Raw genomic sequence first — 25,287 nt, forward strand, 5'->3', positions numbered from 1 at the left:
CGAATGCAAGACAATGCTGTTGTAAGCGAATTGGCCACCAGCGCGTTGGGCCTCGATGCCTATCCGGTCGCGCTGCTGCAAGTGGATACCGAGGGCTGCATTCGCCAGGCGAACGCTGCGTGGGCCGAACTGATGGAAGCGAGCGCGGCGGGCGTCGAGATAGCCGCGTACGTGCATCCGGAAGATCGGCTGATCTGGCGCGCGGTGCTGGAGCGGTTGTGCAACGAAAGCGGAGTCTGCCTGCGCGAGCGAATCCGCTTCGTTCATCCGCACGGCCAGCTGCGCTGGCTGGAGGTGGCATGCCGCCGGCACGAAGACGCCTTCTTTATCTCCGCATTCGACGCCACGGCGCAAAAGCGTCAGGAGACTTCAATCGAAGCCAGGCTGCGCAGCGCGATGGGTCTCCTGAACGGCGTGCCGGGTCTGATCTATCGCGGCCGCAACAATCCGTCCTGGACGATGGAATTCGTCAGCGACGGCTGCGAAGAGTTGACCGGCTATCCGGCCGCCTGGTTTATCGATAGTCACGAACATAGCTACAGCCAGTTGATCGTGCCGGAAGACGTCGATTATGTCTGGCGCGGCGTGCAGGAAGCACTGGCGGATCGCAGGCCGTTCGAGCTGCGCTATCGCATTCGCGGGGCGAACGGCGTGCTGAGAAACGTCTGGGAGCGCGGCGTCGGTATCTATACGGCCAGCAGCGAGGTGCTGGGTATCGAAGGCGCGATCTTCGCGGCGCGATGAACAGCGCCGGTGTTGCGCGCAGAGTCGCGCAACACCGGCGTTCGGTTGACAGAAAACGGTACGTAGTCAGGTCGTGATCCAATGGCTCGCGAAGACGACCACCACGCCAAGCGCTAACGCCGCATACGGCAGAAAACCTGCGCGCCGCTCGGTGCTGGAGTTCGACAGGTCCATGTCGTCCAGCATCGCAGCGGGGAAACGGCCTTTGTCCGTCACGTAGTGACGCCAGACAAACACCGGCACGATCAGCGCCGAGAAGACGATGCCCGACATCAGGGTGCCTTTGCCCCATACGTCCGCGCCCAATCCCATCAATGCGAGATTGACGAACGACAGCACAACGCAGGCGCCGAGCACCCATTTCGGCGCCTTGAAAGGGCGCTCCCAACTCGACCGGTCGAGGCGGTGGATCCACGCGGCATTGAGATTCAGAAAGTTGAAGATGATGTAGCCCACATTCGACATCGCGAGGACGACGACGTAGTCGGACATCAGCAGCAGCACGAGATTGAATACGAGGTCGGTCCACATCGCGCGGGTCGGCGCGCCGTTGTGGTTGACGTGGGACAGGTATTTGGGCAGCCAGCCGTCGACGGAAGCCTGATAGAGCGTGCGCGACGAACCCGCCATCGACGTCATGATGGCGAGCACGAGCGCGAACACCAGCATCGGCTTAAGAATGAATGCGCCCAGCTTGCCGGTGTGCACGATTTGCGCCATCGCTTCGGAAACGCCCATGCCGCTGTAGATGCCCGGCGACAGAATGCCGTCGTAGACAGCGGGCTGCGTGACGTTGCCGGCGGCGTCCTTGACCTCGGGCGAGACGAGTTGGCCGAGACCGAGGGCGCCCTGGAACGCGAGCGGGACGAGCGTGAAGAACACGAGGCACAGGAGTCCGGAATAGACGATCGCCTTGAGCGTATCGCGGCGCGGATCCTTGAATTCGCGCGTGTAGCAGACCGCCGTTTCGAAGCCGTAGGTGGACCAGGCGGCGATAAAGAGTCCGCCGGCCATCAGTTCGATGCCGCTCAGATCCCACGTGCCGTCGATCACGCGGCCGCCCGCGTCTTTTGCCAGCGGGTAGAGCGGGAACAGATGCTGCATCGGCAGATCGCCCGTCAGCAACGGATAGACGCCGACCAGCAGGAGCGGCAGCAACGCGGAGATCGCGAGAATCATCTGGAGCCGCGCGGCCTGCAGAATGCCGCGATGCTGGATCGCGAAGGTCGTCAGCAGGATCGCGGCGCCGATCACGAAGGTGGCGTTGACCCGCAGACTCAGCCCGCTCGACAGCCAGCCCAGATCGACCAGGGTGATTTGCCACGTGTTGATCGCGGAGGTTGCGGGGAACAGCATGTTCAGCACGTAGCCCGCGCCGAGGCCCGAGCCGATTGCCAGCACCGGCGACCACGCGAACCAGTTGCACCACACGGAGAGCGGCGCGAGCAGTTTGCTGTAGCGCACCCAGGCGATGGCGCCATACACCGATGCGCCACCGGACTTGTGCGGAAACAGCCCGGCGATCTCGGCGTAGGCAAAGGACTGGATGAAGCCGAAGCAGATCGAGATCGCCCAGATGATCCACGATGGCTTGCCCACGGTCGCCGCAATCGAGCCGATCGAGAACAGCACCAGCGCCGGTACGCCGCTGGCTACCCAGAATGCGCCTGCCCAGCCGATCTTTCTATGAAGTCCCGTCGCGTCGACGGGTGCGGCAAGCTGAAGCTCCTGACCTGCATCGTTTACCGAACTCATGTTCGTCTCCCCAAGGGTGTGTCGTCACTCAGGCGACATTCACCGGACAATATCGCCGGAGCAAGGAGCGCGAAGAGGTACTCCCTCGGGGGGATGCGTAAGGGTTCCTTAAGGTTGAGCTGGTCGAGCCGGAGAGGCCGAAACGTCGCCGCTTGCTATCGGAGCAAAAAGTCATGCCGATGCTGCTGTGCATCATGCGCCGTTGACGATAGTTAGTCGGCGCCTGCGTTCGAGACAGGAAATAGAAAAACGTGCATACAGACGTTTACATATGCATGAGTGGGAACTACGATAAATTTGCCGCTCTCCATTGGGATCGTCGCAATTCCTACCAGCGGTTTCATCCGGCTAGCAGCGATCGCATCCAACCCGTGTCCGGGTCAAGAACCATAGTCTCTCGTCGCAGTTCAGAGCGAAGTTTCGTCAGCGTATCTTTCGGCGCCGACTCTTTGGAGAGGCAGTTCGGCCATGAGCATCGTCATGCCCGTTATCGTTGTTCTGCAAGCGGCCATTATTCTATGGTTGCTGATAACGCGGGCGCGACGCCGGCGGGCTTCGGCATCGATCGGTAGTGTCGATCCGCCAGCTATTTCTTCGCATTTTGTCGAGCGCACCATCGCCGGCCTTTTTACGGTGCGCTCAAACGTGCGTGAAAATACAGATAAAGCCGATCCCCATGACGCTTCGGCGAGAGCGGCCCCGGCAGAGCGGATGCGCGCGGAGCACCGCCACGTGCCCGAAGCGGCCGGCGTGCCGGAGTTGGGCCTTCCTGCGTCGCGCGCGAGGCGTCCGTTTGCCGAGCGCCTACGAACGGTGGCTTCGTTCCGGCCGGTTCGCCGCCACGCGCATCACAGCGGCACTCGATCAGCGGCCCTGCAGGATACCTACGACACCCGCGCCGGGCGCGATAGCGGCGAACACTACTTTCGCGAGGCGTTAGGGTTGTTGCCGCTCGCGATTCTGATGCTGGGTGAGCGCGGCCTGATCCTGATGACGAATCCGCAAGCGGCGACGCTGTTTGGTTATGAAGCCGGCGAATTGATTGGGAAGTCCATCGAACTGCTGGTTCACGATCTGCGTATCGACAACCCGTCCGCTATTGGAGCAAGTCCCGTTGCGTCGCGGCACGCCCTCGATATGGCGCGTTTGCACGAACTGTCTGCGCGGCGCAAGGACGGCACCGAGTTTCGCGTGGAAATCGGGCTGAATCCGTTTCGCTTCGACGGCAACGGTGTCACGCTCGCCTTCGTCATTGACAGGACGGATCGATACGAGCTGCACCGCAACCGCCAGGAGCTCGCCCATCTGACGCGTGTATCCACGATGGGGCAACTCGCCTCGTCGCTCGCTCATGAACTGAATCAGCCGCTCACCGCGATCCTGAGCAACGTGCAGGCCGCGCAACGATTCATGGCCGCCGATCCCATCGATCTGAATGAGTTGCGGGAGATCCTGAACGACATCGTCCAGGATGACTATCGCGCCAGCGAAGTGATTCGGCGCATTCGCGCGGTGGTCAAGAAAGGCGATCTGGAAGTCGCGTCGCTCGATCTCGCAGGCGTGATACGCGACGTGGTTCTTCTGGTGCACAGCGACGCGATCGTGCGCGGAATGCGCGTGACACTCGACGTCGACGACACCTTGCCGCCTGTGCGCGGCGACAAGGTGCAGTTGCAGCAGGTCGTGCTCAATCTCCTGCTCAACGCATTCGACGCAATGAACGACGTACCGCCTGCCGACAGAAGGGTATCCGTGACGCTCACGCGCCAGGGCAACGACATGGCATGCATAGCCGTTCGTGACAGAGGGCACGGACTGACCGCCGACAAGCTCGATAAGATCTTCAAGCCGTTCTTTACATCAAAACCCCAGGGGCTCGGTTTGGGATTGTCGATTAGCCGCTCCATCATCGACATGCACCGCGGGCGGCTCTGGGCCGAAAACAACGTCGATCGAGGCGCGACGTTCTATGTCGCATTGCCGGCTGGCGATGCGACGGGGCAGGACGAATCGCGAAAGAGACCATGACAGATACCGATTCGTTTGTATTCGTCGTCGATGACGACGACTCCGTGCGCCGCGGGTTGGCCCGCCTGATCCAATCCGCCGGCTATCGCGTCGAGACCTTCGGCTCGGCACGCGCATTTCTCGATCGGATCGACTCCGTCACTGGCCCTGCCTGTGTGGTCCTCGATGTCCGGTTGCCGGATCTCACGGGCCTCGAGTTGCAGCGCGAATTGAAGGGGGCGCTGCCGGTCATCTTCATCACCGGATATGGCGACATTGCCATGACCGTGGGGGCGATGAAAGCGGGGGCAACCGATTTCCTCGCCAAACCGGTGCGCGATACCGACCTGCTTCGTGCGATCGGGCAGGCGCTCGAGTGCGCGGCACAAGCGCATGCCGTGCGGTGCGAAATGGAGGCGATCCGTCTCCGTCTGCGCAGACTGACGCCGCGCGAACTGGAAGTGATGGCGCTCGTCGTAACCGGCCGTCTGAACAAGCAGGTCGCGGGCGAACTTGGCACGGTCGAAAAAACCATCAAGGCCCATCGCGCGCGCGTCATGTCGAAGATGGAAGTCACCTCGCTGGCCGAGCTTGTCCGCGTCGCGGACAAAGCCGGTGTCGGCCATGCTGCCGAAACACACGCGCCGCGCTGAGCGGTGAGGATCCGGCGTCGTCGGCGTCATCGGCGGCTCGCACCGGCGCGTTCAGGGCTCGCGGCCGGCCGCTCTCTGCTGTCCATCCGGGACCAAGGTCCAATATCGGTAAACCTGTCTGCCTCGTAGGCTGTCGTATGAGAGAGTGCGCGCGGCGCCTGCATTCCCGCACACCGGACTACTCACCATGGGAAAACTCAAACCGTTCGTTGTCGTCGTCGATGACGATGAATCGGTGAGCCGAGCGATCAAGCGACTGTTGCGTTCAATCGGGATCGCCGCCGACACGTTCGCAAGCGGCGACGCGTTTCTCGAAGCCCTGGCGTCCATGCCGTCATATCACCCTGACTGCGTCATTCTCGACGTGCAGATGCCAGGGTTGAACGGACTGGAAGTACAGCGACGTCTGGCCGGCAGTGGCATACCTGTCGTTTTCATCACCGCCCACGACGATATCGGCGTGCGCGAGCACGCGCTCGCGGGCGGCGCGGTCGCCTATTTGCGCAAGCCGTTCAACGACGAACTGTTCGTCAAGACGGTACGCGCAGCCCTTGAAGGCGATCAGCCGCCGTAGCGCAAGCTCGTGCGCTTGCGTATTCAGACGATATGGGACCAAAGGCCAATTGTTTTAACGGGACGCAAACACCACTATTCACGTTGACCGCGAAGCATTCGAGGCGGAAACGCGTTTCAAACCGTGGTGTCAATTTCTGAATGGAGTACGCATCATGATCAAGTACCTTCGGCTGATTCTCGCGGTTCCCCTCTTTCTGTTTGCCGTGGCGTGTTCGACGAACCCGACTGTTGCCAAGGGTGGGGACCCCGAATTGGACGCGCAAGCACGTCAGGCGCTGCAGCAACTATTTGACAGCACCCCGAAGGCGAAGGATCTCCAATTCCAGGCGAGAGCCGTCGTCGTGTTTCCGAGCGTCGTCAAGGCTGGGTTGCTAGTCGGTGCGCAAGGTGGAAAGGGCGTGATGTTCAGTCCGGATGGCCGGATCCTCGGGTACTACAGAGTGCGCGGACTTTCATACGGGTTGCAAGCGGGCGCACAAAGCTTTTCGGAGGCGATGTTTTTAATGACCGACTCGGCAATCACTGAGCTCACGAGCGGCACCGGATTGTCCGTTGGTGTGGGACCGAGCGTCGTGGTGGTGGATGCTGGGATGGCCAAATCGATGACAACTACGACAATGAAATCAGATGTCTATGCGTTCATTTTTGGCCAGCAGGGCTTGATGGCCGGTCTGGGCGTTCAGGGGCAGAGAATCGTCAAGTTCGACGAGTGAAGTGCGCAATCTCCTCGCGCAGTCATAGCGGCCGATGCTCTGAAGCGAATCGCCTCGGCAATGCACACCGCACCCTGCGCGCGATGCACACCGCACCCTGCGCGCGATGCACGCCGCGCCGGGCGCGCGATCGGGAAACCTGCTCGGGAGAGCCGGGAAAAACGTTCGCGCGTTGCGCGGACATTGGCCGCCAGTAGCCGGTAAGCCAGTAGCCGGTAAACGGGTCGACCGTAGAACATTGAGGACCTCGGACCATGCAACGAATGCAGCGAGTCGCAATGGGTTTGGTGGGATGGATGCTGACATTCGCGGCCGCCGCGCAGCAGCCCATCATCTATCCGGCCAAAGGCCAAAGTCCCGAGAAGCAGCAGACCGACACCGCCGAATGCCAGCTATGGGCAAAGCAGACGACCGGCGTGGATCCGGTCGCGATCGCCCAGCAATCCGGTCAACCGGGTGCTCAGCCGAAGCAAGGCGGCGCGCTCAAGGGCGCAGCCGGCGGCGCGGCAGTGGGCGCGGCGGTGGGCGCCATCGCCGGCAACGCGGGCAAAGGCGCGGCGATCGGCGCGGTCACGGGGACAGCAGGCGGCGGCATGCGCCAGCGCCGCGCCAACCAGGCAGAGGCGCAACAGCAGCAAGCGGCTCAGCAACAGACGTCCCAACAGATGGCGACCTTCAACCGGGCGGTGTCGGCGTGCATGACCGGCCGCGGCTACACGGTTCAATAGACATCGATCGGGACGGGGGAGACATCCATGAGCAGGAACCGCCTACGTCTCGCCTTTGCCGCACTCGCCGCGTTCGCCCTGTGTGCCGCTTGTCGTAAAGCGCCCACGCTGCCCACGGCCGGACCGATCGAGGTCACCGTGATGCAGGTCACGCAGCGCGACACGCCGGTCGATTTTGAATTTACCGCGCAAACGCAGAGTTCTCGCGAAGTCGAGATTCGCGCACGCGTCGACGGCTTTCTCGACAAGCGCGTCTATACCGAAGGGCAACTGGTTCATGCCGGACAGACGCTCTTCCTGATGGACCCCAAGCCCTTCGAGGCCGCGCTGCAAACCGCGAAAGGCGAGCTTGCGCAGCAGCAGGCAAGGCTAGGCGTCACGAAGGCGAACCTCGCGCGCGTCATTCCGCTGGCTGCGCAGAATGCGTTGAGCAAGAAGGATCTCGACGACGCGACCGGCAATGAAAAGCAGGCGGAAGCCGCGGTGATCGCCGCGCAGGGACAGGTGCAGACCGCCCAACTGAACCTGAGCTACACGACCATCAAATCGCCGCTCACCGGCCTGTCGAGCTTCGCCCGCCAGCAGGACGGCAGCTATGTGACGGCCGCCGCCTCCGGGCTGCTGACCTACGTCTATCAGCTCGATCCGATGTGGGTCAACTTCAGCATTTCCGAGAATGAGCTGCTGAGGTACCGCGACGAGACCAGCAAAGGCCATCTGCGGTTTCCTGCCAACAACAACTTCGAAGTGACGGTGATCATGGCCGACGGCACCGAGTTTCCGGACCGCGGCCATATCGACTTCACCAATCCGGCCTTCAGCACGGAAACCGGTACGTTCCTTGTTCGTGCGTCGTTCGCGAACCCGAATGGCACGCTGCGCCCCGGGCAGTTTGTCCGTGCGCGGGTGTCTGGTGCCACGCGTCCGAACGCGATCCTCGTGCCGCAACGCGCGGTATTGCAGGGCGCGAAGAGTCACTTTGTGTGGGTCGTCGACAGCGATTCGAAAGCGCATCAACGGGTGGTCGAGGTCGGCGAGTGGCACGGCGACGACTGGTTCATCTCGCAGGGATTGCAGCCTGGCGAAAGGGTGGTCGTCGACGGTGCGATCCGCGTTGCCGCCGATACGCCGCTGAAGATCGTCGCAGCCCCAGCGGCGCCCGCAGCGCCCGCGGCACCCGCCGCAACCGAGGCGCCGGCGAGCGGAGCAGGAAAGGCCGGGGAGCGCACAGCTGACACTACCGCGGCGAAGTGAGCCGGCCAGCGACATGAATCTCTCCCACTTCTGCATCGAGCGCCCGATTTTTGCGTCGGTGATATCGATTGTCATCACGCTTGGCGGCGCCGTCGCAATGTTCAATCTGCCGATTGCGCAGTACCCGGACATCACGCCGCCGCAGATCACGATCGCCGCCAACTATCCGGGTGCGAGCGCCGATGTGGTCGCCAACAATGTGGCCGCGCCGATCGAGCAGCAGGTGAACGGCGCGGACAACATGATCTATATGAACTCGTCGAGTTCGGCGACCGGCAACCTGACCGTCAATGCGTTCTTTCAGATCGGCACCAACCCCGAGCTCGCGCAGGTCGACGTGCAGAACCGCGTGAACCTGGCGCTGCCGCAACTGCCATCGTCGGTGCAGTCGCAAGGCATTCAGGTGCAGAAGAAATCGTCGGCGTTCATGATGGTGATCGCGATCTATTCGCCGACCGACCGCTACGACGCCACGTACATCGCCAACTACGCGAACATCTACGTGCTCGATGCGCTCAAGCGCGTGCCGGGCGCCAATCAGTCGAGCATTTTCGGCACGCCCGACTACGCGATGCGGATCTGGCTGAAGCCCGATCGCATGGCGCAACTGGGCGTCACGGCGGGCGACGTGCAGAGAGCGGTCGCCAACCAGAACCAGCAATTCGCCGTCGGCCGTCTCGGGCAGTCGCCGACCGGCGCGCCGGTCGAACAGTCGTTCGCGGTCACCACCACCGGCCGCCTGAGCGACCCTGCCGAGTTCGACAACATCATCATTCGCGCCGCTAACGGCGATGCGGCGATCGTGCGGCTCAAGGACATCGGCCGCGCCGCGCTCGGGCAGAAGGACTATTCGATCCGCAGCCGCTTTCAGGGCAAGCCGGCCACCGTTATCGCGGTGTATCAGCAGCCTGGCGCCAACGCGCTGGACGTGTCGAAGCAGGTTCATGCGACGCTCGCCGAGATGAAAAAGAGCTTTCCGGAGGGGCTCGAATACAGCATCGCGATGGACACGACCGATTTCACCCGCGCGTCGATCACGGATGTCGTCCACACGTTCTTCGAAGCGCTCGTGCTGGTCGTGATCGTCGTGTTCGTGTTCCTGCAAAGCCTGCGCGCGACGCTGATTCCGGTGCTGGCGGTGCCGGTATCGATCCTCGGCACCTTCATGGGGATGCTCGCGCTCGGTTTCTCGATCAACATGCTGACGCTGTTCGGCATGGTGCTCGCGATCGGCATTGTGGTGGACGACGCGATCGTCGTGATCGAGAACGTCGAGCGCAACATGAGTGTGCACAAGCTGAGTCCGAAAGACGCCGCCAAGCGGGCGATGGACGAAGTCGCCGGCCCGGTCGTCGCGATCGTGCTGGTGCTGTGCGCGGTGTTTGTGCCGGTCGCGTTTCTCGGCGGCATCACGGGCCAGTTGTACAAGCAGTTCGCGATCACGATCGCGATCTCGGTGATTTTCTCAGGCGTGGTTGCATTGACGCTCTCGCCGGCCCTCGCCGCGCTGCTGCTCAAGCCGGGTCACCACGAAAAACGCGGCTTCTTCAGATGGTTCGACAATCGCTTTGAAAGGATGACGAACAGCTATTCGAACGTCGTCAAACTGGTCATCAAGCGCTTCGTGGTCGCGCTGTTGCTGTTTGTCGGAATGATCGCGCTGGCGGTCGTCATGATGCGCTCGATACCCACGTCATTTCTGCCGCCCGAAGACCAGGGCTACCTGCTCGGCGCGGTCATCATGCCGGACGCCGCGAGCCTCGATCGCACCGGCGAAGTCTCGCAGCGTGTCACGGACTACTTCATGAAGCAGCCGGCGGTGAGCAGCGTGACGGTCGTCGACGGCTTCAGTCTGCTCGACAGCCAGAACAAGAACAATGCAGGCGCGTTTTTCATCGGCTTCAAGGGTTTCGACGAACGCTACAAGTTCGCCAACATCAAGACGCAAAACGCGCGGGCCGTGCTGATCGACGCGTACCAGAACCTCTCGAAAGTGAAGGAGGGGATCATCCTGCCGGTCAATCCGCCGTCGATTCCGGGGCTGGGTACGACAGGCGGCACCGAGATGTGGATTCAGAGCAAGGGCGACGCGACCATCGCGCAGCTCGCCGGTGTGGTGCAGGACTTCATGGACAAGGCGAAGAAGCGGCCCGAACTGGCGCGCGTGACCTCCACCTTCAATGCGTCCGCGCAACAGTTGCTGGTCGACGTCGATCGGGACAAGTCGGAAACGCTCGGCGTGCCGATCGAAGAAGTGTATAGCGCGATGCAGACGATGTTCGGCTCGCTGTACGTGTCGCAGTTCAATCGTTCCAGCCGGCTGTGGCAGGTCATCCTGCAGGCCGAGCCGTCCTACCGGCTTTCGCCGCAGGACCTCAACCAGCTCTACGTGCGCAGCAGGACGAACAACATGGTGCCGCTCAAGGCGGTGGTGACGTCGAAGTACGTCACCGGACCGGACCTCATTACCCGCTTCAACAATTTTCCAGCGGTCAAGATCACCGCCAACGGCGCACCGGGCTACAGCTCCGGGCAGGTCATCTCGACGCTCGAGGAAGTCGCCGACGAGGTGATGCCGCCGGGCTACGGCGTCGGCTGGAGCGGGGAGGCCTTCGAGGCGCGGCAGTCGGGCAGCACATCGGGTCTCGTCTTCGTGTTCGGCCTCGTGATGGTGTTCCTGATTCTCGCCGCGCAATACGAGAAATGGAGCCTGCCGTTCGGCGTACTGATGGCGGTGCCATTCGCGCTGTTCGGCGCGCTGCTTGCGATTCTGCTGCGCGGCCTCGATAACGACGTGTACTTCCAGATCGGCCTGACGATGCTGGTCGCGCTTGCGGCCAAGAACGCGATCCTGATTTTCGAGTTCGCGGTGCTGAACCGCGAAGCGGGCGGGTCGGTATACGACGCCGCTGTCACTGCGGCGACCGAACGGTTGCGGCCGATCATCATGACGTCGCTCGCTTTCATCCTCGGTTGCGTGCCGCTTGCCATTGCGTTAGGGGCGTCGGCTAACAGCCGGCATTCGATCGGTACCGGCGTGATCGGCGGCATGCTCGGCGCAACGGTGATTGCGGTGTTCTTCATCCCGATGTTCTTCTACGTGCTGGAGTCGATGTCGGAAAAGAGCGGCAGCAAGAAGACACCGGGAGCAAGCGGCGGAGCCGGGGGACAGGAGCCGGCTCCGGCTGTGCAACCTGGCTCGGGCGGCCCGTCGATCACGCCGTCCGCGCGACATGAGGATGACTGACATGCGCGGCTCAGCGTTCCTGCTGCGTGTGATGCCGGCCCTGCTCCTGACGCTCGGACTGAATGGCTGTCTGTTCGGCCCCGACTACGTACGGCCGAAGGTGGCGACGCCCGCAACGTTTCGTTTCGAAACGAACGAAGCGGCCGAGCTCGCCAATGCGCCATGGTGGGAGCAATTTCAGGATCCCGCATTGAACGATCTGATTGCGGCAGCGCTCGCGGATAACAAGGATGTGAAGATCGCCGCCGCTCGCGTCGATCAGTTTCTCGGACAGTTCGTCACGACTCGCTCGGCGCTGTTTCCGCAGATCAGCGCGGGCTTCGACGCGTCGCGCCAGCGTGCTTCGCAGGCGGGCCCGACACCGTTGCCGCCCGGCGTCGGCCCGGTATTCAACGAGTTTCAGGCGCCGCTCATGGTCGCGTGGGAAATCGACCTGTTCGGCAAGGTACGGCGCCAAACCGAAGCGGCACGCGCGAGCCTGCTGGCAAGCGAGGAAGGCCGCCGCGCGACGATCCTGTCGCTGGTCGCGTCGGTTGCCACCGCCTACATCAATCTGCGCGATCTCGATGCGCAACTGGCGATCGCCAAGGCGACGACAGACAGCCGCGCCGGATCGGTGAAAGTTTTCCAGGCGCGCTTTTCAGGCGGCGACGTATCGCAGATGGAGCTTGCGCAAAGCCAGTCGGAATATGAGGCATCGCTCGCGGCCATTCCACAGATCGAGACGCAGATCGCCCAGCAGGAGGACGCCCTCTCGGTCCTGCTCGGCCACAACCCCGGCGCGATCCCGCGCGGCCGCGAACTGGCCGAACTGGCGGTGCCCGCTGTGCCTGCGGGGCTGCCATCCGATCTGCTCGAGCGCCGCCCCGATCTGCGGCAGGCGGAGCAGAACCTGATCGCCGCCAATGCGCTGATCGGCGCCGCGCGCGCGCTGTACTTTCCGTCGATTTCGCTCACGGGCCTGTTTGGATCGGTCAGCGGACAGTTCTCAAAGCTGTTCACCGGTCCCGCGCGCGTGTGGTCGTATGCCGGCTCCGTGACGGTGCCGATCTTTACCGCGGGCAGTATCGGCGGTCAGGTTCAGCAGGCTGAGGCGCAGCAGCAACAGGCACTGTTCCAGTATCAGCAAACGATCCAGGTGGCGTTCCAGGAAGTCGACGATGCGCTGATCGCCTTGCAAAAATCGCGCGAGCAGCTTGTCGTGCAGGGTCGGCAGGTCGACGCGCTGCGCAACTATGCGCGATTGGCGCGGCTGCGTTACGAAGGGGGCTACACGAGTTATATCGAGGTGCTGGACGCCGAACGCAGTCTGTTCAACGCGCAACTCAGCTATACGCAAACCCATGGCGTGGTGTTCAACTCGCTGATTGGTCTTTACAAGGCAATGGGCGGCGGATGGGTCGTACAAGCCGAGGGCATGACAGGCCGCGTCATGCAGCAGGGTGCTGCGGTGCATGGAGCGAATGAAGCCGCGACGGAGCAGCCGCAATGACAGCTTCAACGATTACTCCAGCGACCACTCCAGCGAAAAGCGCGCGCCTCATCGCCTGCCACGAATGCGATCTGCTGCAACGCGAAGCGCCGTTGACAGGCGAAGGTGTGTTGCGCTGCTGCCGCTGTCGCGCGGAGCTGTACCGCAACCATCCGAACAGCCTCGACCGGGCGCTGGCCTTCACGCTCACGTCGATTGTGTTGTTCGTGATCAGCAACGTGCATCCGATCGTCGGCCTGGCGGTCAACGGCGACCTCGTGCAGACGACTTTGCTGGGTGCCGTCCGGATCCTGTACAACGACGGCATGTGGCCGCTCGCGGGGCTCGTGTTCGCGACGACATTCCTGATGCCGCTATTGCAGACGACCTGCATGGCGTACATGCTGGTGCCGCTGCGGCTTTATCGCCTGCCGTACCGGGCCGACGTGGTGTTTCGTCTCATGCAACTGGCGCGGCCGTGGGGCATGACGGAGGTTCTGATCCTCGGCATGCTGGTAGCGCTGGTCAAGCTGGCGCATATCGCCAGTGTCGTGCCGGGTGTGGCGCTCTGGTCGTTTGGCACGCTCATGCTGCTGCTCGCGGCCGCCAGCGCCGCATTCGATCCCCACGAGCTCTGGCAGCGCATGGGCGACCGCTACAGCGGCGCACCGGATCCGGACCAGCTCGCGACCCCATCCGCACGCACAGCGCTGGCCAGCGGTCTGATGACCTGCCACAGTTGCGGGTTGTTGACGAAATCGGACGCGCATCTGCACGACGCCAGTTGTCCACGCTGCGGCGCGCATCTTCACCCGCGCAAACCGGCGAGCTACTCGCGCACGTGGGCGTTCCTGATCGCTGCGATGGTGCTGTACATCCCGGCCAACGTGTTGCCCGTCATGAACACCAGTTCGCTGTTCGGCTCGCAGAAAGACACGATTCTGAGCGGCGTGGTCTACCTCTGGATCTCCGGTTCGTGGCCTCTCGCCGTCGTGGTGTTTATCGCGAGCATTGCCGTGCCGATGCTCAAGATCATCGCGATCATGTACCTCGTGATCTCGACGCAGCGGCGCTCGGCCGTGCTATTGCAGCAGAGAACGCGCATCTACCGGCTGGTGGAACTCGTCGGCCGCTGGTCGATGCTCGATATCTATGTCATCACCATTCTCGTCGCGCTCGTGCAGTTCAATGCGCTCGCGACGATCCAGGCTGGGCCGGCCGCCGTTGCGTTTGGCGCGGTGGTCGTGCTGACGATGTTCGCGGCCATGTCGTTCGACCCGCGTCTGATCTGGGACGCGGCGGAGGCTCATCATGGCTAAACCTCCCGGTCAGCCGGAGTCGCCGGATCTCCCCGAAGCGGTGGCCACGCCTCGCTCGCGCTGGCGCATGCAGATCGTCTGGCTGGTGCCGATCGTGGCCGTGCTGATTGGCGGCTGGCTGGCCGTGAAGGCCGTCCTCGAGCAAGGGCCGACGGTCACCATCAGCTTCGCCACCGGCGAAGGTCTCGAAGCCGGCAAGACCAAGATCAAGTTCAAGAACGTGGACGTTGGCGTGGTGAAGAGCGTGACCTTGTCGAGAGACCATCGCAGCGTCGTGGCGACCGCTGAGCTTGTCAAGGACGCGTCGAACATGCTGGTCGACGATACGCGCTTCTGGGTCGTGCGCCCGCGCATTTCCGGGGGCACGGTATCGGGGATCGGCACGCTGCTGTCCGGTTCCTTCATTGGCATGGATCTGGGAGCCTCGACGAGGTCGCGGCGCGACTATGTCGGACTCGAGTCGCCACCGGTATTCGCCAGCGGCGTACCGGGGCGGGAGTTCGTGCTGAAGAGCGAGGATATGGGCTCGCTGGATGTCGGCTCTCCTGTCTTCTTCAGACGCCTGCAGGTCGGACAGATCACGGCGTATTCGCTCGACGCGGACGGCAAGGGCGTCACGCTGCGGGTCTTCATCAACGCGCCTTATGACAAGTACGTGCAGAGCGATACGCGCTTCTGGCATGCAAGCGGTGTCGACGTGTCTCTGGGTACCGATGGCGTCAAGGTCAACACGCAATCGGTGGTGGCGATCCTGATCGGCGGTCTTGCGTTCCAGACGCCAGATGAGACTGCCGGTCAGCCCGAGGCCGCCGTTCGTACCGAATTTTTGCTGTTCCACGATCGTGCGGAGGCGATGAAGCGCCACGATCGCATTGTCGATACCTATGTATTCAATTTTAACGACTCGGTGCGGGGGTTGACGGTCGGTGCGCCGGTCGATTTCCGCGGCATCGTGGTGGGCGAGGTGGCAGCGATCTATACGCGCTTCGATCCAGTCAGGAAGCTGTTCAGCATTCCGGTGGAAATTCACCTTTATCCAGAGCGCTTCACTTCACGTTACCAGTCGGGCGGGGCCGGAGGCAGGCTCGCATCGAATCCCCACCAGATGGCGGAATGGCTGGTCGCACACGGCTTGCGTGCGCAGCTGCGAACCGGAAACCTGTTGACCGGACAGCTGTATATCGCGCTCGACTTCTTCCCCGCTGCGCCCAAAGCCGAGGTGAACTGGAGCGTGAACCCGCCGGAAATTCCGACCGTGCCGGGTGGACTGCAATCGCTGCAGGATTCGGTGACCAGTCTGGTGGCCAAGCTGAACAAGATCCCGTTCGAAGGCCTCGGCAAGGACGCACAAAAGACGCTGGCGGATGCGGATTCGCTTCTCAAACTGTTGCGCACCGAGGTCATGCCGCAGGCTCGGGACACGCTCGCCGCTGCGCAGACGACGCTGGACTCGGCGAACGGTGCGTTGCAGCCGAACTCGGCGCTGCAGCAGGGCACCACCGATGCGATGCGCGAACTTGCCCGCACCGCGGCCGCATTCCGCACGCTCGCGGATTACCTCGACCGTCATCCTGAGGCGCTGATTCGCGGCAAACCGGGGGATAACAAGTGATGCGCCTATCCTTACTCGTCGCATTCGCACTGGCTGTGCTCACGCTGGCCGGTTGCGCCTCGCCAAAGGCCGACTTCTACACGCTGAGTCCGGAAGCGCCACGCGAAAGCGCCCGTCCTGCTACGCCGATTGTCGTCCTGATAGGGTCGGTCAACGTGCCCGAACTCGTCGACCGGCCGCAGATCGTGGTTCGCGCCGGCGCCAATCAGGTGACGATGAACGAATTCGCCCGCTGGGCGGACTCGTTGAAGAGCCAGATTCCGCGTGTGCTTGCCGCCGACGTCGCCCAGGAGCTGAACAGCCCGCGCGTGTCCGCTTACCCGATGGCCGGAGATATGACCGCGGTCTGGCGCGTGCAGATCGACGTCCAGCGCTTTGACGCCACGCTCGGCGACGCGGTCACCGTCGAGGTGTTGTGGTCCGTGTCGCCGCCCGGCAAACGTGCGCCGCTCAGCGGTCGCAGCACCGTGCGCGAGCCCTGCGCCGGCGCCGGCTACGATGCCGTGGTGGCCGCTTATAGCCGGGCCTTCGCCACGGTCAGCGGCGATATCTCCGCCTCGATCCGTTCGGCGGCGCCGCTCTGAAACGCGGCGAAAGCGCCGCAATGTACGGTGCCATCTAAGGCCATCCAAGGCCATCCAGGGCCATGCGCGAGGCCTCATCGCATTCATCCCGGCACACCTGCTAGCGCCGCGACAGATGAATTCCCGCGAGCATGCAACGCACGGATCCGCCAGCCTGTTCGATCGTGCCGACGCGCAACGGCAAGAGCCGCGCGGAGCGTTCGATGAGGGCGCGCTGCTGTCCCGTCAGGCACCCAAGCGCCCGTTCGGACAGCGCAAGAACACGGCCATCCTTGCCCGACAGTTCCAGTGCATTGCCCGCGAAGTTATCGATCTGCGAACGGTCCAGCGCGATGACGGCGCGGCCGCTCTCCAGCAGGCGTTCCTTCACCTGAGCGCGGCGGTGTTCATCCTGGATCAGGTCGAGACCGATCAGCACGAACTCGGTCGCGACGCTCATCATCACGTTGGTGTGATACACGGGGCGGCCGGCGGCGTCGGCGGTATCGAAGCACATCGGTTCGAAATTGAAATGCGTGCAGAAACGTTCGAGCGCCACGGGGTCCGCGCGGCGTGAGCGCGCAGTGTAGGCAATGCGGGCGATATGATCCAGCACCATGGCGCCCGTGCCTTCCAGAAACATGTCGTCGTGTTCCAGGCCCGAGTAGTCGATGACGTCCTGCACGCGGTAGGTCGCCTTGAGCATTTCGATTACATCGGTTCTGCGTTCGCGCCGCCGGCTGACCGAATGCATTGGATAGACCGCGACGTGGCCGCCGGGATGCGTCGAGAACCAGTTGTTGGGAAACACCGAATCCGGTGTCTGGTTCTCGCCTCTGTCGTCGAATACGTGCACGCGTACGCCGGCCGCCTCCAGCGTTTCGACGGCGGCGCTGACTTCATCGCGCGCCGCCGTGGCAAGCAATGCCGCTTCGGTCCGGCTCCGGACCTCGCCTGCACGCTGGAACGCGTTGTCGGCCGCTGTTTCGGGGTTCGGATGAAAACAGTGCGGGCGGATCATCACGACGGCGGCCGGCGCCTGGATTGACAGGAGGCTCATGGGATTTCTGATGGTAGGCAGTGGGTACGTACGGGGCTGGAACGGCCCCGGGTCCGATCGCTTGGGACCGATCGCTTTATCGGGCGAATGCGAATGCGTCGGCCAGCGCCGGCGTTGCAGCTGCGTTTGCCGCAGGCGCGGGCGCAGCGGTGGCCAGTGCGCCGAACAGGTCTCTCGGATCGGCCGGCGGCGGGATCAGCGCGACTTCGATGCCGGCGTCCTGCTCCTGCGCGAGCGCGTGGAGATAGCGCAGCGCGGAATAGTCTTCGAGCGCGAAGCCCACGGAGTCGAATACGGTGACCTGAGCGGCGCTCTCCCGGCCTGCCGTCTCGCCGCGCAGCACGCGCCACAGTTCGATGACGGGCGAGTCGGCGGGGAGTTGCTGAATGTCGCCTTCGATGCGGGTCTGCGGCTCGTATTCGACGATTACGCGGCTCATGCGCAGCACGTCCGCATGCAATTCGGTCTTGCCGGGGCAATCGCCGCCGACGGCGTTCAGGTGCATGCCGGGCTCGATCATGTCGGGTGTGACGATCGTCGCGTAGGCTTTGTCGGCCGTCACGGTCGTGACGATATCGGCGCCTCGCACCGCGTCGGCGGTAGACGTTGCGCGAACGATCCGCAACGCCGGCCACGCGGCCAGGTTGCGCACGAGCTTATCGGTTGCACGCGCATCGATATCGAACACGCGAATCTCATCGATGCCGAGGAGCGTGTGGAACGCGATCGCCTGGAATTCGCTTTGCGCGCCGTTGCCGATCAGGGCCATTCGTCGCGAATCGGGGCGCGCAAGGTTTCGCGCAGCGAGCGCGGAAGTCGCCGCGGTGCGCAGGGCGGTGGTCAGCGTGAGTTCGGAGAGGAACAGCGGGTAGCCGGTATCGACCGAGGCGAGCGCACCGAAGGCCATCACCGTGTGAATGCCGCGCTCGGCGTTGATCGGATGCCCGTTCACATACTTGAAGGCGAACAGGTTCGCGTCGGCGATGGGCATCAATTCGATCACCCCCACCCGCGAGTGACAGGCGACGCGCGGCGACTTGTCGAAATCGCTCCAGCGAAGATAGTCCGCACGGATGGCTTCGGCGAGCTCGCTCAGGAAGCGCGGCACGCCGATTTCGGCAACGAGTCGATACGTGGCGGGTACGTCGAGAAAGCGGGTCATGGTCATGCCTCCAAGGTTGAAATGGGCTCCAGCACGGGAGCGATGACGGCATTATTCCCGTGAGTCCAGCCAACAAAAAGATGGCAAACCTTGCAAAATTTCCCGTCCGAATAGCAAAATGCTTTGGCAAAATGGCGTTTTGTACATCGCCAACAGGGGCAATCCGCGCGAGCGGCAAAAACGGGCAACGAAAATGATCCATCTCGATGACATCGACCGGCAGCTCATCGCGCTACTGCGCGACAACGCGCGCATGTCGGTCGTAGCGCTGGCGAAGCAGTTGCGCGTCGCGCGGGCCACGGTGCAGAACCGGCTGACGCGTCTGGAGGAGAGCGGGGTGATCGTGGGCTACACGGTGCGGCTGAAGCCGGCGGCGGAGGCACACCGGATTCGCGCGCTGATGTCGATCGCGGTCGAAGGCAACCGCGCAGCCGACGTGGTGAAGGTGCTGCGCGGATACCCCAATGTCGCGACGATTCACAGCACCAACGGGCGCTGGGATCTCGTCGCGGAGCTGCGGGCGGATTCGCTGGAGAACTTCGATCGCGTGCTCGGCGCGATCCGCCTGATCGACGGGATCGCGAGCACCGAGACGAGCATTTTTCTTTCGACGCACAAGATGTGAGGCGGCGGGTCGGGGCATTCGCCGCGTTCACGTTGGCCGCGTTCACCGCGGCTTGAAATTCAACGCTCCTGCAGTTTCAGCGCGATGCATCACTGCATTGTCGTGTCGATACGTGTTCCCCGCTTGATGAACAGCGTGACCGGCGTCTTCTCGCAGATTTCGGCGAGGCGGGCACGCTGGGCATCGTCGAGGGGCGCATCGACGGATACGGCGCGCCGGATGTATTGGCCGCCGTTATGGTCGTTGTGTAATTCGGCGCTGACTTCGATTCGGCCGCCCGGCCAGGTTTTCCTCTGCATGTACATCTTGAGCGTTGCCGTGGTGCAGGCGGCGAGGCCCGCGAGCACGAACTCGAATGGCGCCGGGCCGCGATTTTGCCCACCCTCGTGCGGCGCTTCATCGCCGACCAGGCTGTGGGTGCCCGCTTCGAGTTTGACGAGATAGTCGGGCGCGTCTGCGTCCGATACGGCGGTTGCGGTTGCCAAGGTCATAAGAATCCTCACTTGCCGGTATTGGTGGCGGTAAGGGGATTCTATCGACTTCGTCTGCTACCGGCGCAAACGCTTCCGGCGATTGCGCTGAGCATCCCATTCGCGCATCTCTTTCGGCTGGCGCTCGAAAACGCATCGCCCCGAGGCTTGGCCGGGGTCTGCGCGTCAAGTGGCCATCGAACTACGCCGCCGTCCACTCGACGAGTTTGGCGACAGTGTTCATGTTGCGGGCGGTGCCGGTTTTCGCGGCCGGGATGTTCAGTTTGGAATGCGCCATGCCTTCCCCGTAGTGCACGTAAATCTCGCGCGCTCCGAGGACGATTTCTTCTGTCTGCTGGCCACTTACACGATCCAGGGTATCGGCAGGCGGCGGTGCATCGAGAAAGATTGCGACGGTTCGATTCGGTGCCGCCGACCCGAAGGGATTCCCGGCGAGAACCGCGGCGAGTTCGGCGCCTGTCCGGACGAGAACCCCTACGGGCTTGCCGGCATACGTCGCGAGGCAAGCCTCGAGCTTCGCCTTCACAGAACGTTCAGGAAGCTTGCTTTCGAATACGACGTTACCGCTGGCGATATACGTGCGCACGTTGGAAAAGCCGATGGATTCGCACATCGCGCGAAGTTCGGCCATGGGAAGTTTGCCGGTGCCGCCCACATTCACGGCCCGCAGGAAAGCAGCGTAGGTAGTCATCCGGCGATTCTATCGCCGTTTCCGGCAATGCCGGACGGCGGTATCGCTTGTAGATGGCACGGAGATCGAGCCGTACAGCGTGGTGGTCGCGCGGTGATCTTCGAATGGCAATAAGAATCCAGTCATCAGCTGCGTGCCTGCCTGCTGGACATCCTGATTCTTGCTCATCCGCCAGTTCCGATGGATTCGGATTTTCCGACTCAACGACGGACCGTGCATCGGGTCAAGGCATGGAGGCCGTCGCACTGCGGCTCACCAGTGTGCAGCCGCACGTCGCATGATGGCCGTGCAGGGCAACCGGGGCACCGCCGAACATGCTGTTTCCATCGCCTTCCGCGATGGTCTGTGTTCCGTGTTCCCTGCATTCAACCGAGTCGCCCTTGCGGGCAACCGGCTTGCCGTCCACGAAGTCGGCGTTCGAACCGGTCGTGACGGTGCCGCCGTGCGGGGCCAGCGTATCGCCAACGACAATGACTTGTCGGGCCATCAGAACTCTCCCTTGCAGCCGGTTTATTGCCTTGTGACGACGCGCCTGTCGGGCGCTGCCTACAAGCGGATGTCGAGTATGCCGGGCATTCCGGTATCCCCGTTGGGACTGCCCAGGTAAGTCCACTGCAGGTCCTGAGCCGCGACGTCGATGAACTGTTCGCCCGGGTGCGGGAACGCGTGATCCTTCTCGACGAACGCCTGGCGGTCCCAGCGGTTGTACACCCCAGCCATCGGGTGATCGTCGGCGACACGGCCTTCCCATATCCCGGTCTGCGGGCAGCGCTGCTGGCCATTGCACCGGACCGGCGAAGCGGGTTCAGGGACTTCGCGCAGGAAGCCGGCCTCGATCATGTGTTTCAGGAAATCGTATCGCTGCGGTGGCAGGGCATACGTCTCGCCGAGATAATGCCACTGCACCTGGTCGGCAGTGAGCCACTCGAATGACGATGCTTCGAAGCGCTCACCGGCCTGATAGCGCTCCGGCGCGTTTCGCCGGGCGGGAATCAGTTGGGTCTTGGGAGCAGATGCGGGACCGTACAGCGCAAGCCAGTAGCCGTCGCGCGGCACGATCTGGTTGCCCGCCACCGCCATCGTGCTTTGTTCCACCGACGACACAGTGTATCCGGGCGGAATGAATTCACGTCCTTGCAGCGCTGCGCCTTGTTGCGGTTTGGGCGGTGGTGTCACGGCCTTTGCGCCGTCGATCAATGTCTGCACATCGCCGTCCCACTTGGGCAATGGGGCCGGAGGCAGGGGGAGTACCTTGTCGAGATTGGGAAGCTTCAGGCGGCCACCATAAAACTCCAGCGCGTCGCCAAGCTTGCTGTAACGCTGGGCACGGGCCTTGTCAATGCTGCCGACGAGATTGCTGCCGTCTGCAAGGCCTAGGCCATTGAATTCGGGAACGATACTGTTGGCGCATTTTGCACTTCCAAGTTTTACACCCTCGTGCAAAAGCTTGAGAGCCTTCAGCTTGGCTTCAACTGTCTTGGAGCGTGAATAGATAAGTGACAATTCGTCTGCCGCGTCCCCATAACCTTGGGCCAAGGCACATTCCAGCATTTGTGTTGCAACGGGCAGATTGCCCCAGAATTCCCCCTCAGGATCATCGTACGCACCATCCATTTTTGTGCCGAGGAACGTCATCGCCGAAGGACTACCCATGTCGGCCGCGCGCTGAAAAAACGCGTACGCACTGGTGGCGCTCCCTCCCTTGACCACACCGTTCTGATGATAGATGCCCATCATGTCGTATGCGTCGGGCACGCCCAGTTTCATAGCCTTCTCGACCCAGCCAATCGCGGCCTCCGGATCGTGTTGCGGAACGCCCGGATTGTCGCTCAGGATCAGTGAGGCGAGATTAAGCATGGCTTTCCAGTGATTGCGTTCGGCCGCCTGCATGTACAACTGGTAAATCTTCGCGTAGTCACGCTTCGTGGCGTAGATGTTCGGGTCATCGAGCGCCAGCGCCTGCTGGAACCACAGTTCAGCCTGCGGATTGACCGGCGGTAGGTGCGGGTCCTGGTGCACACAGGTGAAGGTTTCGCGGTGCGGATTGAACAGCGGCAGTTTCTCGTAGCGTGGCAGGTCGGACATGGCGGTGCTCAGCTTGCTGGTAAGGGCAGTGAAGGGGCTGGCCTGCACGCCAGCGGTCATCACACCGAGGCTGGCGACCAGAAATCGCAGAACGAGGGTGATAAACCCTGCGCGGAATCGATACATGTCAGGCATATTCTGAGTTTCCCGAAGACGGCATGGTCACTGACGCGTGCATCGTGTTCGTGGCACGGTGGTCCTCGAAGGGCAGCAGGAAGCCATTCAGAGGCTCTTTGCCGCCCTTCTTGACATTAAGGTTCTGTGCCATACGTCTGTTCCATGCTCTAAAAACATCGGGCAGATCGGCAGGGCTGCCGCTGCCAGGAATATCGCCTCCGGAATGCAAATTGAAAACATTCTGGCGCAACGAGCCAGCATATTCCAGTCCGGTCACGCCGATATTGATTTCGCTGTCTGACGACATGCTTCGTTGGTTCAGGTTCGCACTGCCCACCGTGAGGAACACGTCGTCGATGATCATCAGCTTGGAGTGGATGTAGATTTCACGGTACGCCATACCATCGCCGTGGGGGCCGCTCGCGCGCAACCGGGCGACACTCACTTTCATTCCATAGGTGGCCGCAAGCTGCTGCGTGCTGGGGCGATCCAATACCTTGCGCTGGGTGCTTATCGGACCGTCGGGCGTGTCGACGGTATCGGTGATGGTTTTTGCGTCCGCATAATTCTGGCTGATATTGCCGTCATCCACGTACTTTCTCTGGTCCGACATTCCATCGCTCGCGCCAAGCTCGGTAAGCATGTCATACGTGCGTGGAATCATTCCGTCGTCTTCTGGATGCGGGATGACGATGAACAGATGTAGCATCGGCATCTGTGAAACGGGTTTGCCAGACTTTGCCGCCCACGCCTCGCAGAATGTTTGTCGGGTGTCTTTCAGGTGACGTGCGAATGCGGGATAGAAAAAATACTGGTTCTCGATATAGATGTAGTTGCGGGCGAAACTGCTGGCCTGATAGTACAGTTCCTTGATCGTCTTGTCGTTCTCACGCGGATGGGTGCGAACGATCTGCACGCCGTGAGCTGGATTGCTGGGTACCTTCGGGATGTTGGCCGGGATGTCGGTCAGCTCGTTGACCTTATGGTCTGGCGCGAAGATGTTCCAGTCGCTCACAAAGTTATGATGCAACCGCTTGAGCGCGGGACCGACCACGCGGCACGCATAGTCCTGGTACGGTCTGCCGTGCACGTAGCCTTTCGTCGCGGGTTGCCCTTGCGTCGCCTCCTCGTGCGCCTGCTCGTCCTTGAGCTTACCCTTGGCTAACGCCTCCCGTATTGGATCGTCGATCTTGTGGGCAGTGCTGTCCCAGTAGTCGGTCACAGAGTTCAGCCCCATGACGTAACCGACTGCGTAGCGGCCTTCCTCGTAGGCGTAATCGATCAGGACCGGTTTCTGATGGTGCGTCGGATAATTTTCCATCAGACCGGTTTCATCAGTTGGATTTCCCGCCACGTAAGCCGGCTTGTCCTCCTCGTCGGCCAGTGCGTGGTGCGCATCCGCGGTTTCGATGGAGCGGAATGCAACCTGAAGACGCGGATTCTTCCCGCTGACGTTGCCTTTCGGCAGATTGTCTTTCCACCACCGGATGCAGTATTCCTGACGCTTCTTGCTGTCGTACGGAGACGACGAAGTGCCGACTATCCAGGCCGCCGGATTGGTGAATGGATTGTGGCCGTTGTCGGAGTAGCCGGGTACGTTGTTCTGTTTGGCCGAGGCAGTTTCGGCGTACCAGACCATCAGTCTGACCGTAACCGGGTTCTCCTTGCGGGTCGTGATCTCTTCAAGCAGCGCCCCATAGGTCTGCCCGCGCGGCCACGTGTCGCCGCCGCGCACGAGTTCCATGCCTGGGTCGAATCCCCAGCAGATGATTTCCACGGTCGATTTCGCATTTTTCAGGTCGTTCGCGATCGATCTGAATCCATCTTCGCCACAGATCATGAAATCGAGCGTGTTCTCATAGGTAATCGGCGCAATGTCCTGGCGTTTTTCCAGTAGCCATTGAACCGATCCCTGCGCGGTACGGCTCTGTTCGTCAATCGCGACGGTTGCCGGATTCTGGGACTGTAGGGTGTCAGCCACGTTCAGGTCCTTGTCATCAGTGTGTCTGGATGCAACGCATCAGGCCAGCCGTTCGCCACGGTTGGTCCGCTGGTCGGTGTGGTCTGGATCGCCCCGAAGGGCATCCTTGACGTTCAGATCGTAGTGGCTGCCGTTGGCGAGCTTGACCTGATACGCTGGTGTGCCGGGCTGATGATCCTTCACCACGACACGTCCGAATTCGTCTGTCACGCCTTCGCCGATTTTTGCGCCGCCCTTGTAGAGATCATAGGGCTCACTGGCGAACTGATGTGCCTCGCCCGGCAGCGCCCCCAGCGCGAAATGCAGCTGCTCCTTCTCCGGTGGCAAAGCCAAAATGTTCGGCGTGCTCACGCTGTCAGGTCCAACAAACGTCCGGCTGGCCGAGTGCACCTCAAAACCGCCCGACGTGCCGTGTTTGATCTGTCCGGCCGTC

Annotated in this window: 21 protein-coding genes and 1 pseudogene; 13 read left to right on the forward strand and 9 right to left on the reverse strand. The window is 62.3% G+C overall.

Annotated elements, in window-relative coordinates; translation table 11 throughout:
- The first annotated feature begins 3 nt into the window (after positions 1–3).
- The gene (locus DLM46_RS35275; RefSeq protein WP_115108904.1) at positions 4–744 is read left to right on the forward strand and encodes a PAS domain-containing protein; all 741 of its coding nucleotides are present in this window, start codon (positions 4–6) and stop codon (positions 742–744) included.
- A gap of 66 nt (positions 745–810) precedes the next feature.
- Here DLM46_RS35275 and DLM46_RS35280 read toward each other — a convergent pair whose 3' ends face one another.
- A complete protein-coding gene (locus tag DLM46_RS35280) occupies positions 811–2,499 on the reverse strand; it encodes an APC family permease (protein ID WP_115108906.1) in 1,689 nt (562 codons plus the stop codon).
- Between the two features lie 732 nt (positions 2,500–3,231).
- Between DLM46_RS35280 and DLM46_RS35285 the strand changes: the two genes are divergently transcribed.
- From DLM46_RS35285 to DLM46_RS35335, 11 genes are all read left to right on the forward strand, one after another.
- Complete coding sequence (locus DLM46_RS35285) at positions 3,232–4,527, forward strand: PAS domain-containing sensor histidine kinase (RefSeq protein WP_165848137.1); 1,296 nt, start codon at positions 3,232–3,234, stop codon at positions 4,525–4,527.
- On the forward strand, positions 4,524–5,159 hold the full coding sequence (locus tag DLM46_RS35290; protein ID WP_115108910.1) for a response regulator transcription factor: 636 nt from the start codon (positions 4,524–4,526) through the stop codon (positions 5,157–5,159). The genes DLM46_RS35285 and DLM46_RS35290 overlap by 4 nt, the downstream gene beginning before the upstream one ends.
- Positions 5,160–5,346: 187 nt before the next feature.
- On the forward strand, positions 5,347–5,733 hold the full coding sequence (locus DLM46_RS35295) for a response regulator transcription factor (protein WP_115108913.1): 387 nt from the start codon (positions 5,347–5,349) through the stop codon (positions 5,731–5,733).
- A gap of 154 nt (positions 5,734–5,887) precedes the next feature.
- Complete coding sequence (locus DLM46_RS35300) at positions 5,888–6,448, forward strand: lipid-binding SYLF domain-containing protein (protein WP_115108916.1); 561 nt, start codon at positions 5,888–5,890, stop codon at positions 6,446–6,448.
- Positions 6,449–6,702: 254 nt separating this feature from the next.
- Entirely contained in the window at positions 6,703–7,176 is a 474-nt protein-coding gene (locus DLM46_RS35305; RefSeq protein WP_115108918.1) for a YMGG-like glycine zipper-containing protein, read from the forward strand.
- A gap of 27 nt (positions 7,177–7,203) precedes the next feature.
- A complete protein-coding gene (locus DLM46_RS35310; protein ID WP_115108920.1) occupies positions 7,204–8,430 on the forward strand; it encodes an efflux RND transporter periplasmic adaptor subunit in 1,227 nt (408 codons plus the stop codon).
- A gap of 13 nt (positions 8,431–8,443) precedes the next feature.
- Positions 8,444–11,677 carry an efflux RND transporter permease subunit gene (locus DLM46_RS35315; RefSeq protein WP_115108922.1) on the forward strand — a complete coding sequence of 1,078 codons (3,234 nt, stop codon included), beginning with the start codon at positions 8,444–8,446 and terminating at the stop codon, positions 11,675–11,677.
- Position 11,678: 1 nt separating this feature from the next.
- Positions 11,679–13,169, forward strand: a complete 1,491-nt coding sequence (locus DLM46_RS35320) for an efflux transporter outer membrane subunit (RefSeq protein WP_115108925.1) — start codon at positions 11,679–11,681, stop codon at positions 13,167–13,169.
- Complete coding sequence (locus DLM46_RS35325) at positions 13,166–14,467, forward strand: paraquat-inducible protein A (protein WP_115108927.1); 1,302 nt, start codon at positions 13,166–13,168, stop codon at positions 14,465–14,467. Before DLM46_RS35320 ends, DLM46_RS35325 begins: the two co-directional genes overlap by 4 nt.
- Positions 14,460–16,079, forward strand: a complete 1,620-nt coding sequence (locus tag DLM46_RS35330) for a PqiB family protein (protein WP_115108929.1) — start codon at positions 14,460–14,462, stop codon at positions 16,077–16,079. The genes DLM46_RS35325 and DLM46_RS35330 overlap by 8 nt, the downstream gene beginning before the upstream one ends.
- On the forward strand, positions 16,079–16,663 hold the full coding sequence (locus tag DLM46_RS35335) for a PqiC family protein (RefSeq protein WP_244306494.1): 585 nt from the start codon (positions 16,079–16,081) through the stop codon (positions 16,661–16,663). Before DLM46_RS35330 ends, DLM46_RS35335 begins: the two co-directional genes overlap by 1 nt.
- A gap of 100 nt (positions 16,664–16,763) precedes the next feature.
- Here the strand turns inward: DLM46_RS35335 and ctlX are convergent, their stop codons facing one another.
- Positions 16,764–17,702 (reverse strand): citrulline utilization hydrolase CtlX, encoded by a 939-nt coding sequence (ctlX, locus tag DLM46_RS35340; protein ID WP_115108933.1) that lies wholly within the window; start codon positions 17,700–17,702, stop codon positions 16,764–16,766.
- A 76-nt stretch (positions 17,703–17,778) separates the two neighbouring features.
- Positions 17,779–18,864, reverse strand: coding sequence for an ornithine cyclodeaminase (locus DLM46_RS35345; protein WP_115108953.1), 1,086 nt, complete (start codon positions 18,862–18,864; stop codon positions 17,779–17,781).
- Between the two features lie 193 nt (positions 18,865–19,057).
- Between DLM46_RS35345 and DLM46_RS35350 the strand changes: the two genes are divergently transcribed.
- Positions 19,058–19,489: an Lrp/AsnC family transcriptional regulator gene (locus DLM46_RS35350; protein WP_115108955.1), complete on the forward strand. Its 432-nt coding sequence runs from the start codon at positions 19,058–19,060 to the stop codon at positions 19,487–19,489.
- Between the two features lie 89 nt (positions 19,490–19,578).
- Here DLM46_RS35350 and DLM46_RS35355 read toward each other — a convergent pair whose 3' ends face one another.
- From DLM46_RS35355 to DLM46_RS35380, 6 genes and pseudogenes are all read right to left on the reverse strand, one after another.
- Complete coding sequence (locus tag DLM46_RS35355; RefSeq protein WP_115108936.1) at positions 19,579–19,980, reverse strand: OsmC family protein; 402 nt, start codon at positions 19,978–19,980, stop codon at positions 19,579–19,581.
- Between the two features lie 181 nt (positions 19,981–20,161).
- Entirely contained in the window at positions 20,162–20,671 is a 510-nt protein-coding gene (locus tag DLM46_RS35360; RefSeq protein WP_115108938.1) for a DUF1697 domain-containing protein, read from the reverse strand.
- A 223-nt stretch (positions 20,672–20,894) separates the two neighbouring features.
- Positions 20,895–21,158 (reverse strand): PAAR domain-containing protein, encoded by a 264-nt coding sequence (locus DLM46_RS35365; RefSeq protein WP_115108940.1) that lies wholly within the window; start codon positions 21,156–21,158, stop codon positions 20,895–20,897.
- Between the two features lie 59 nt (positions 21,159–21,217).
- Positions 21,218–22,891 (reverse strand): tetratricopeptide repeat protein, encoded by a 1,674-nt coding sequence (locus tag DLM46_RS35370; protein ID WP_244306495.1) that lies wholly within the window; start codon positions 22,889–22,891, stop codon positions 21,218–21,220.
- A complete protein-coding gene (locus tag DLM46_RS35375; protein ID WP_208866408.1) occupies positions 22,884–24,854 on the reverse strand; it encodes a phospholipase D-like domain-containing protein in 1,971 nt (656 codons plus the stop codon). The genes DLM46_RS35370 and DLM46_RS35375 overlap by 8 nt, the downstream gene beginning before the upstream one ends.
- A 39-nt stretch (positions 24,855–24,893) precedes the next feature.
- Positions 24,894–25,287: pseudogene (locus DLM46_RS35380) on the reverse strand (type VI secretion system tip protein VgrG); the annotation flags it as partial.

It is taken from the genome of Paraburkholderia lacunae (assembly GCF_003353175.1).
Lineage (GTDB): Bacteria > Pseudomonadota > Gammaproteobacteria > Burkholderiales > Burkholderiaceae > Paraburkholderia > Paraburkholderia lacunae.

Bases quoted from the DNA above. Each gene is read 5' to 3' on its own strand.
- DLM46_RS35275 (WP_115108904.1), top strand. From the start codon at position 4: ATGCAAGACAATGCTGTTGTAAGCGAATTGGCCACCAGCGCGTTGGGC.
- DLM46_RS35280 (WP_115108906.1), bottom strand. From the start codon at position 2,499: ATGAGTTCGGTAAACGATGCAGGTCAGGAGCTTCAGCTTGCCGCACCC.
- DLM46_RS35290 (WP_115108910.1), top strand. From the start codon at position 4,524: ATGACAGATACCGATTCGTTTGTATTCGTCGTCGATGACGACGACTCC.
- DLM46_RS35295 (WP_115108913.1), top strand. From the start codon at position 5,347: ATGGGAAAACTCAAACCGTTCGTTGTCGTCGTCGATGACGATGAATCG.
- DLM46_RS35300 (WP_115108916.1), top strand. From the start codon at position 5,888: ATGATCAAGTACCTTCGGCTGATTCTCGCGGTTCCCCTCTTTCTGTTT.
- DLM46_RS35305 (WP_115108918.1), top strand. From the start codon at position 6,703: ATGCAACGAATGCAGCGAGTCGCAATGGGTTTGGTGGGATGGATGCTG.
- DLM46_RS35310 (WP_115108920.1), top strand. From the start codon at position 7,204: ATGAGCAGGAACCGCCTACGTCTCGCCTTTGCCGCACTCGCCGCGTTC.
- DLM46_RS35315 (WP_115108922.1), top strand. From the start codon at position 8,444: ATGAATCTCTCCCACTTCTGCATCGAGCGCCCGATTTTTGCGTCGGTG.
- DLM46_RS35320 (WP_115108925.1), top strand. From the start codon at position 11,679: ATGCGCGGCTCAGCGTTCCTGCTGCGTGTGATGCCGGCCCTGCTCCTG.
- DLM46_RS35325 (WP_115108927.1), top strand. From the start codon at position 13,166: ATGACAGCTTCAACGATTACTCCAGCGACCACTCCAGCGAAAAGCGCG.
- DLM46_RS35330 (WP_115108929.1), top strand. From the start codon at position 14,460: ATGGCTAAACCTCCCGGTCAGCCGGAGTCGCCGGATCTCCCCGAAGCG.
- DLM46_RS35335 (WP_244306494.1), top strand. From the start codon at position 16,079: ATGCGCCTATCCTTACTCGTCGCATTCGCACTGGCTGTGCTCACGCTG.
- ctlX (WP_115108933.1), bottom strand. From the start codon at position 17,702: ATGAGCCTCCTGTCAATCCAGGCGCCGGCCGCCGTCGTGATGATCCGC.
- DLM46_RS35345 (WP_115108953.1), bottom strand. From the start codon at position 18,864: ATGACCCGCTTTCTCGACGTACCCGCCACGTATCGACTCGTTGCCGAA.
- DLM46_RS35350 (WP_115108955.1), top strand. From the start codon at position 19,058: ATGATCCATCTCGATGACATCGACCGGCAGCTCATCGCGCTACTGCGC.
- DLM46_RS35355 (WP_115108936.1), bottom strand. From the start codon at position 19,980: ATGACCTTGGCAACCGCAACCGCCGTATCGGACGCAGACGCGCCCGAC.
- DLM46_RS35360 (WP_115108938.1), bottom strand. From the start codon at position 20,671: ATGACTACCTACGCTGCTTTCCTGCGGGCCGTGAATGTGGGCGGCACC.
- DLM46_RS35365 (WP_115108940.1), bottom strand. From the start codon at position 21,158: ATGGCCCGACAAGTCATTGTCGTTGGCGATACGCTGGCCCCGCACGGC.
- DLM46_RS35370 (WP_244306495.1), bottom strand. From the start codon at position 22,891: ATGCCTGACATGTATCGATTCCGCGCAGGGTTTATCACCCTCGTTCTG.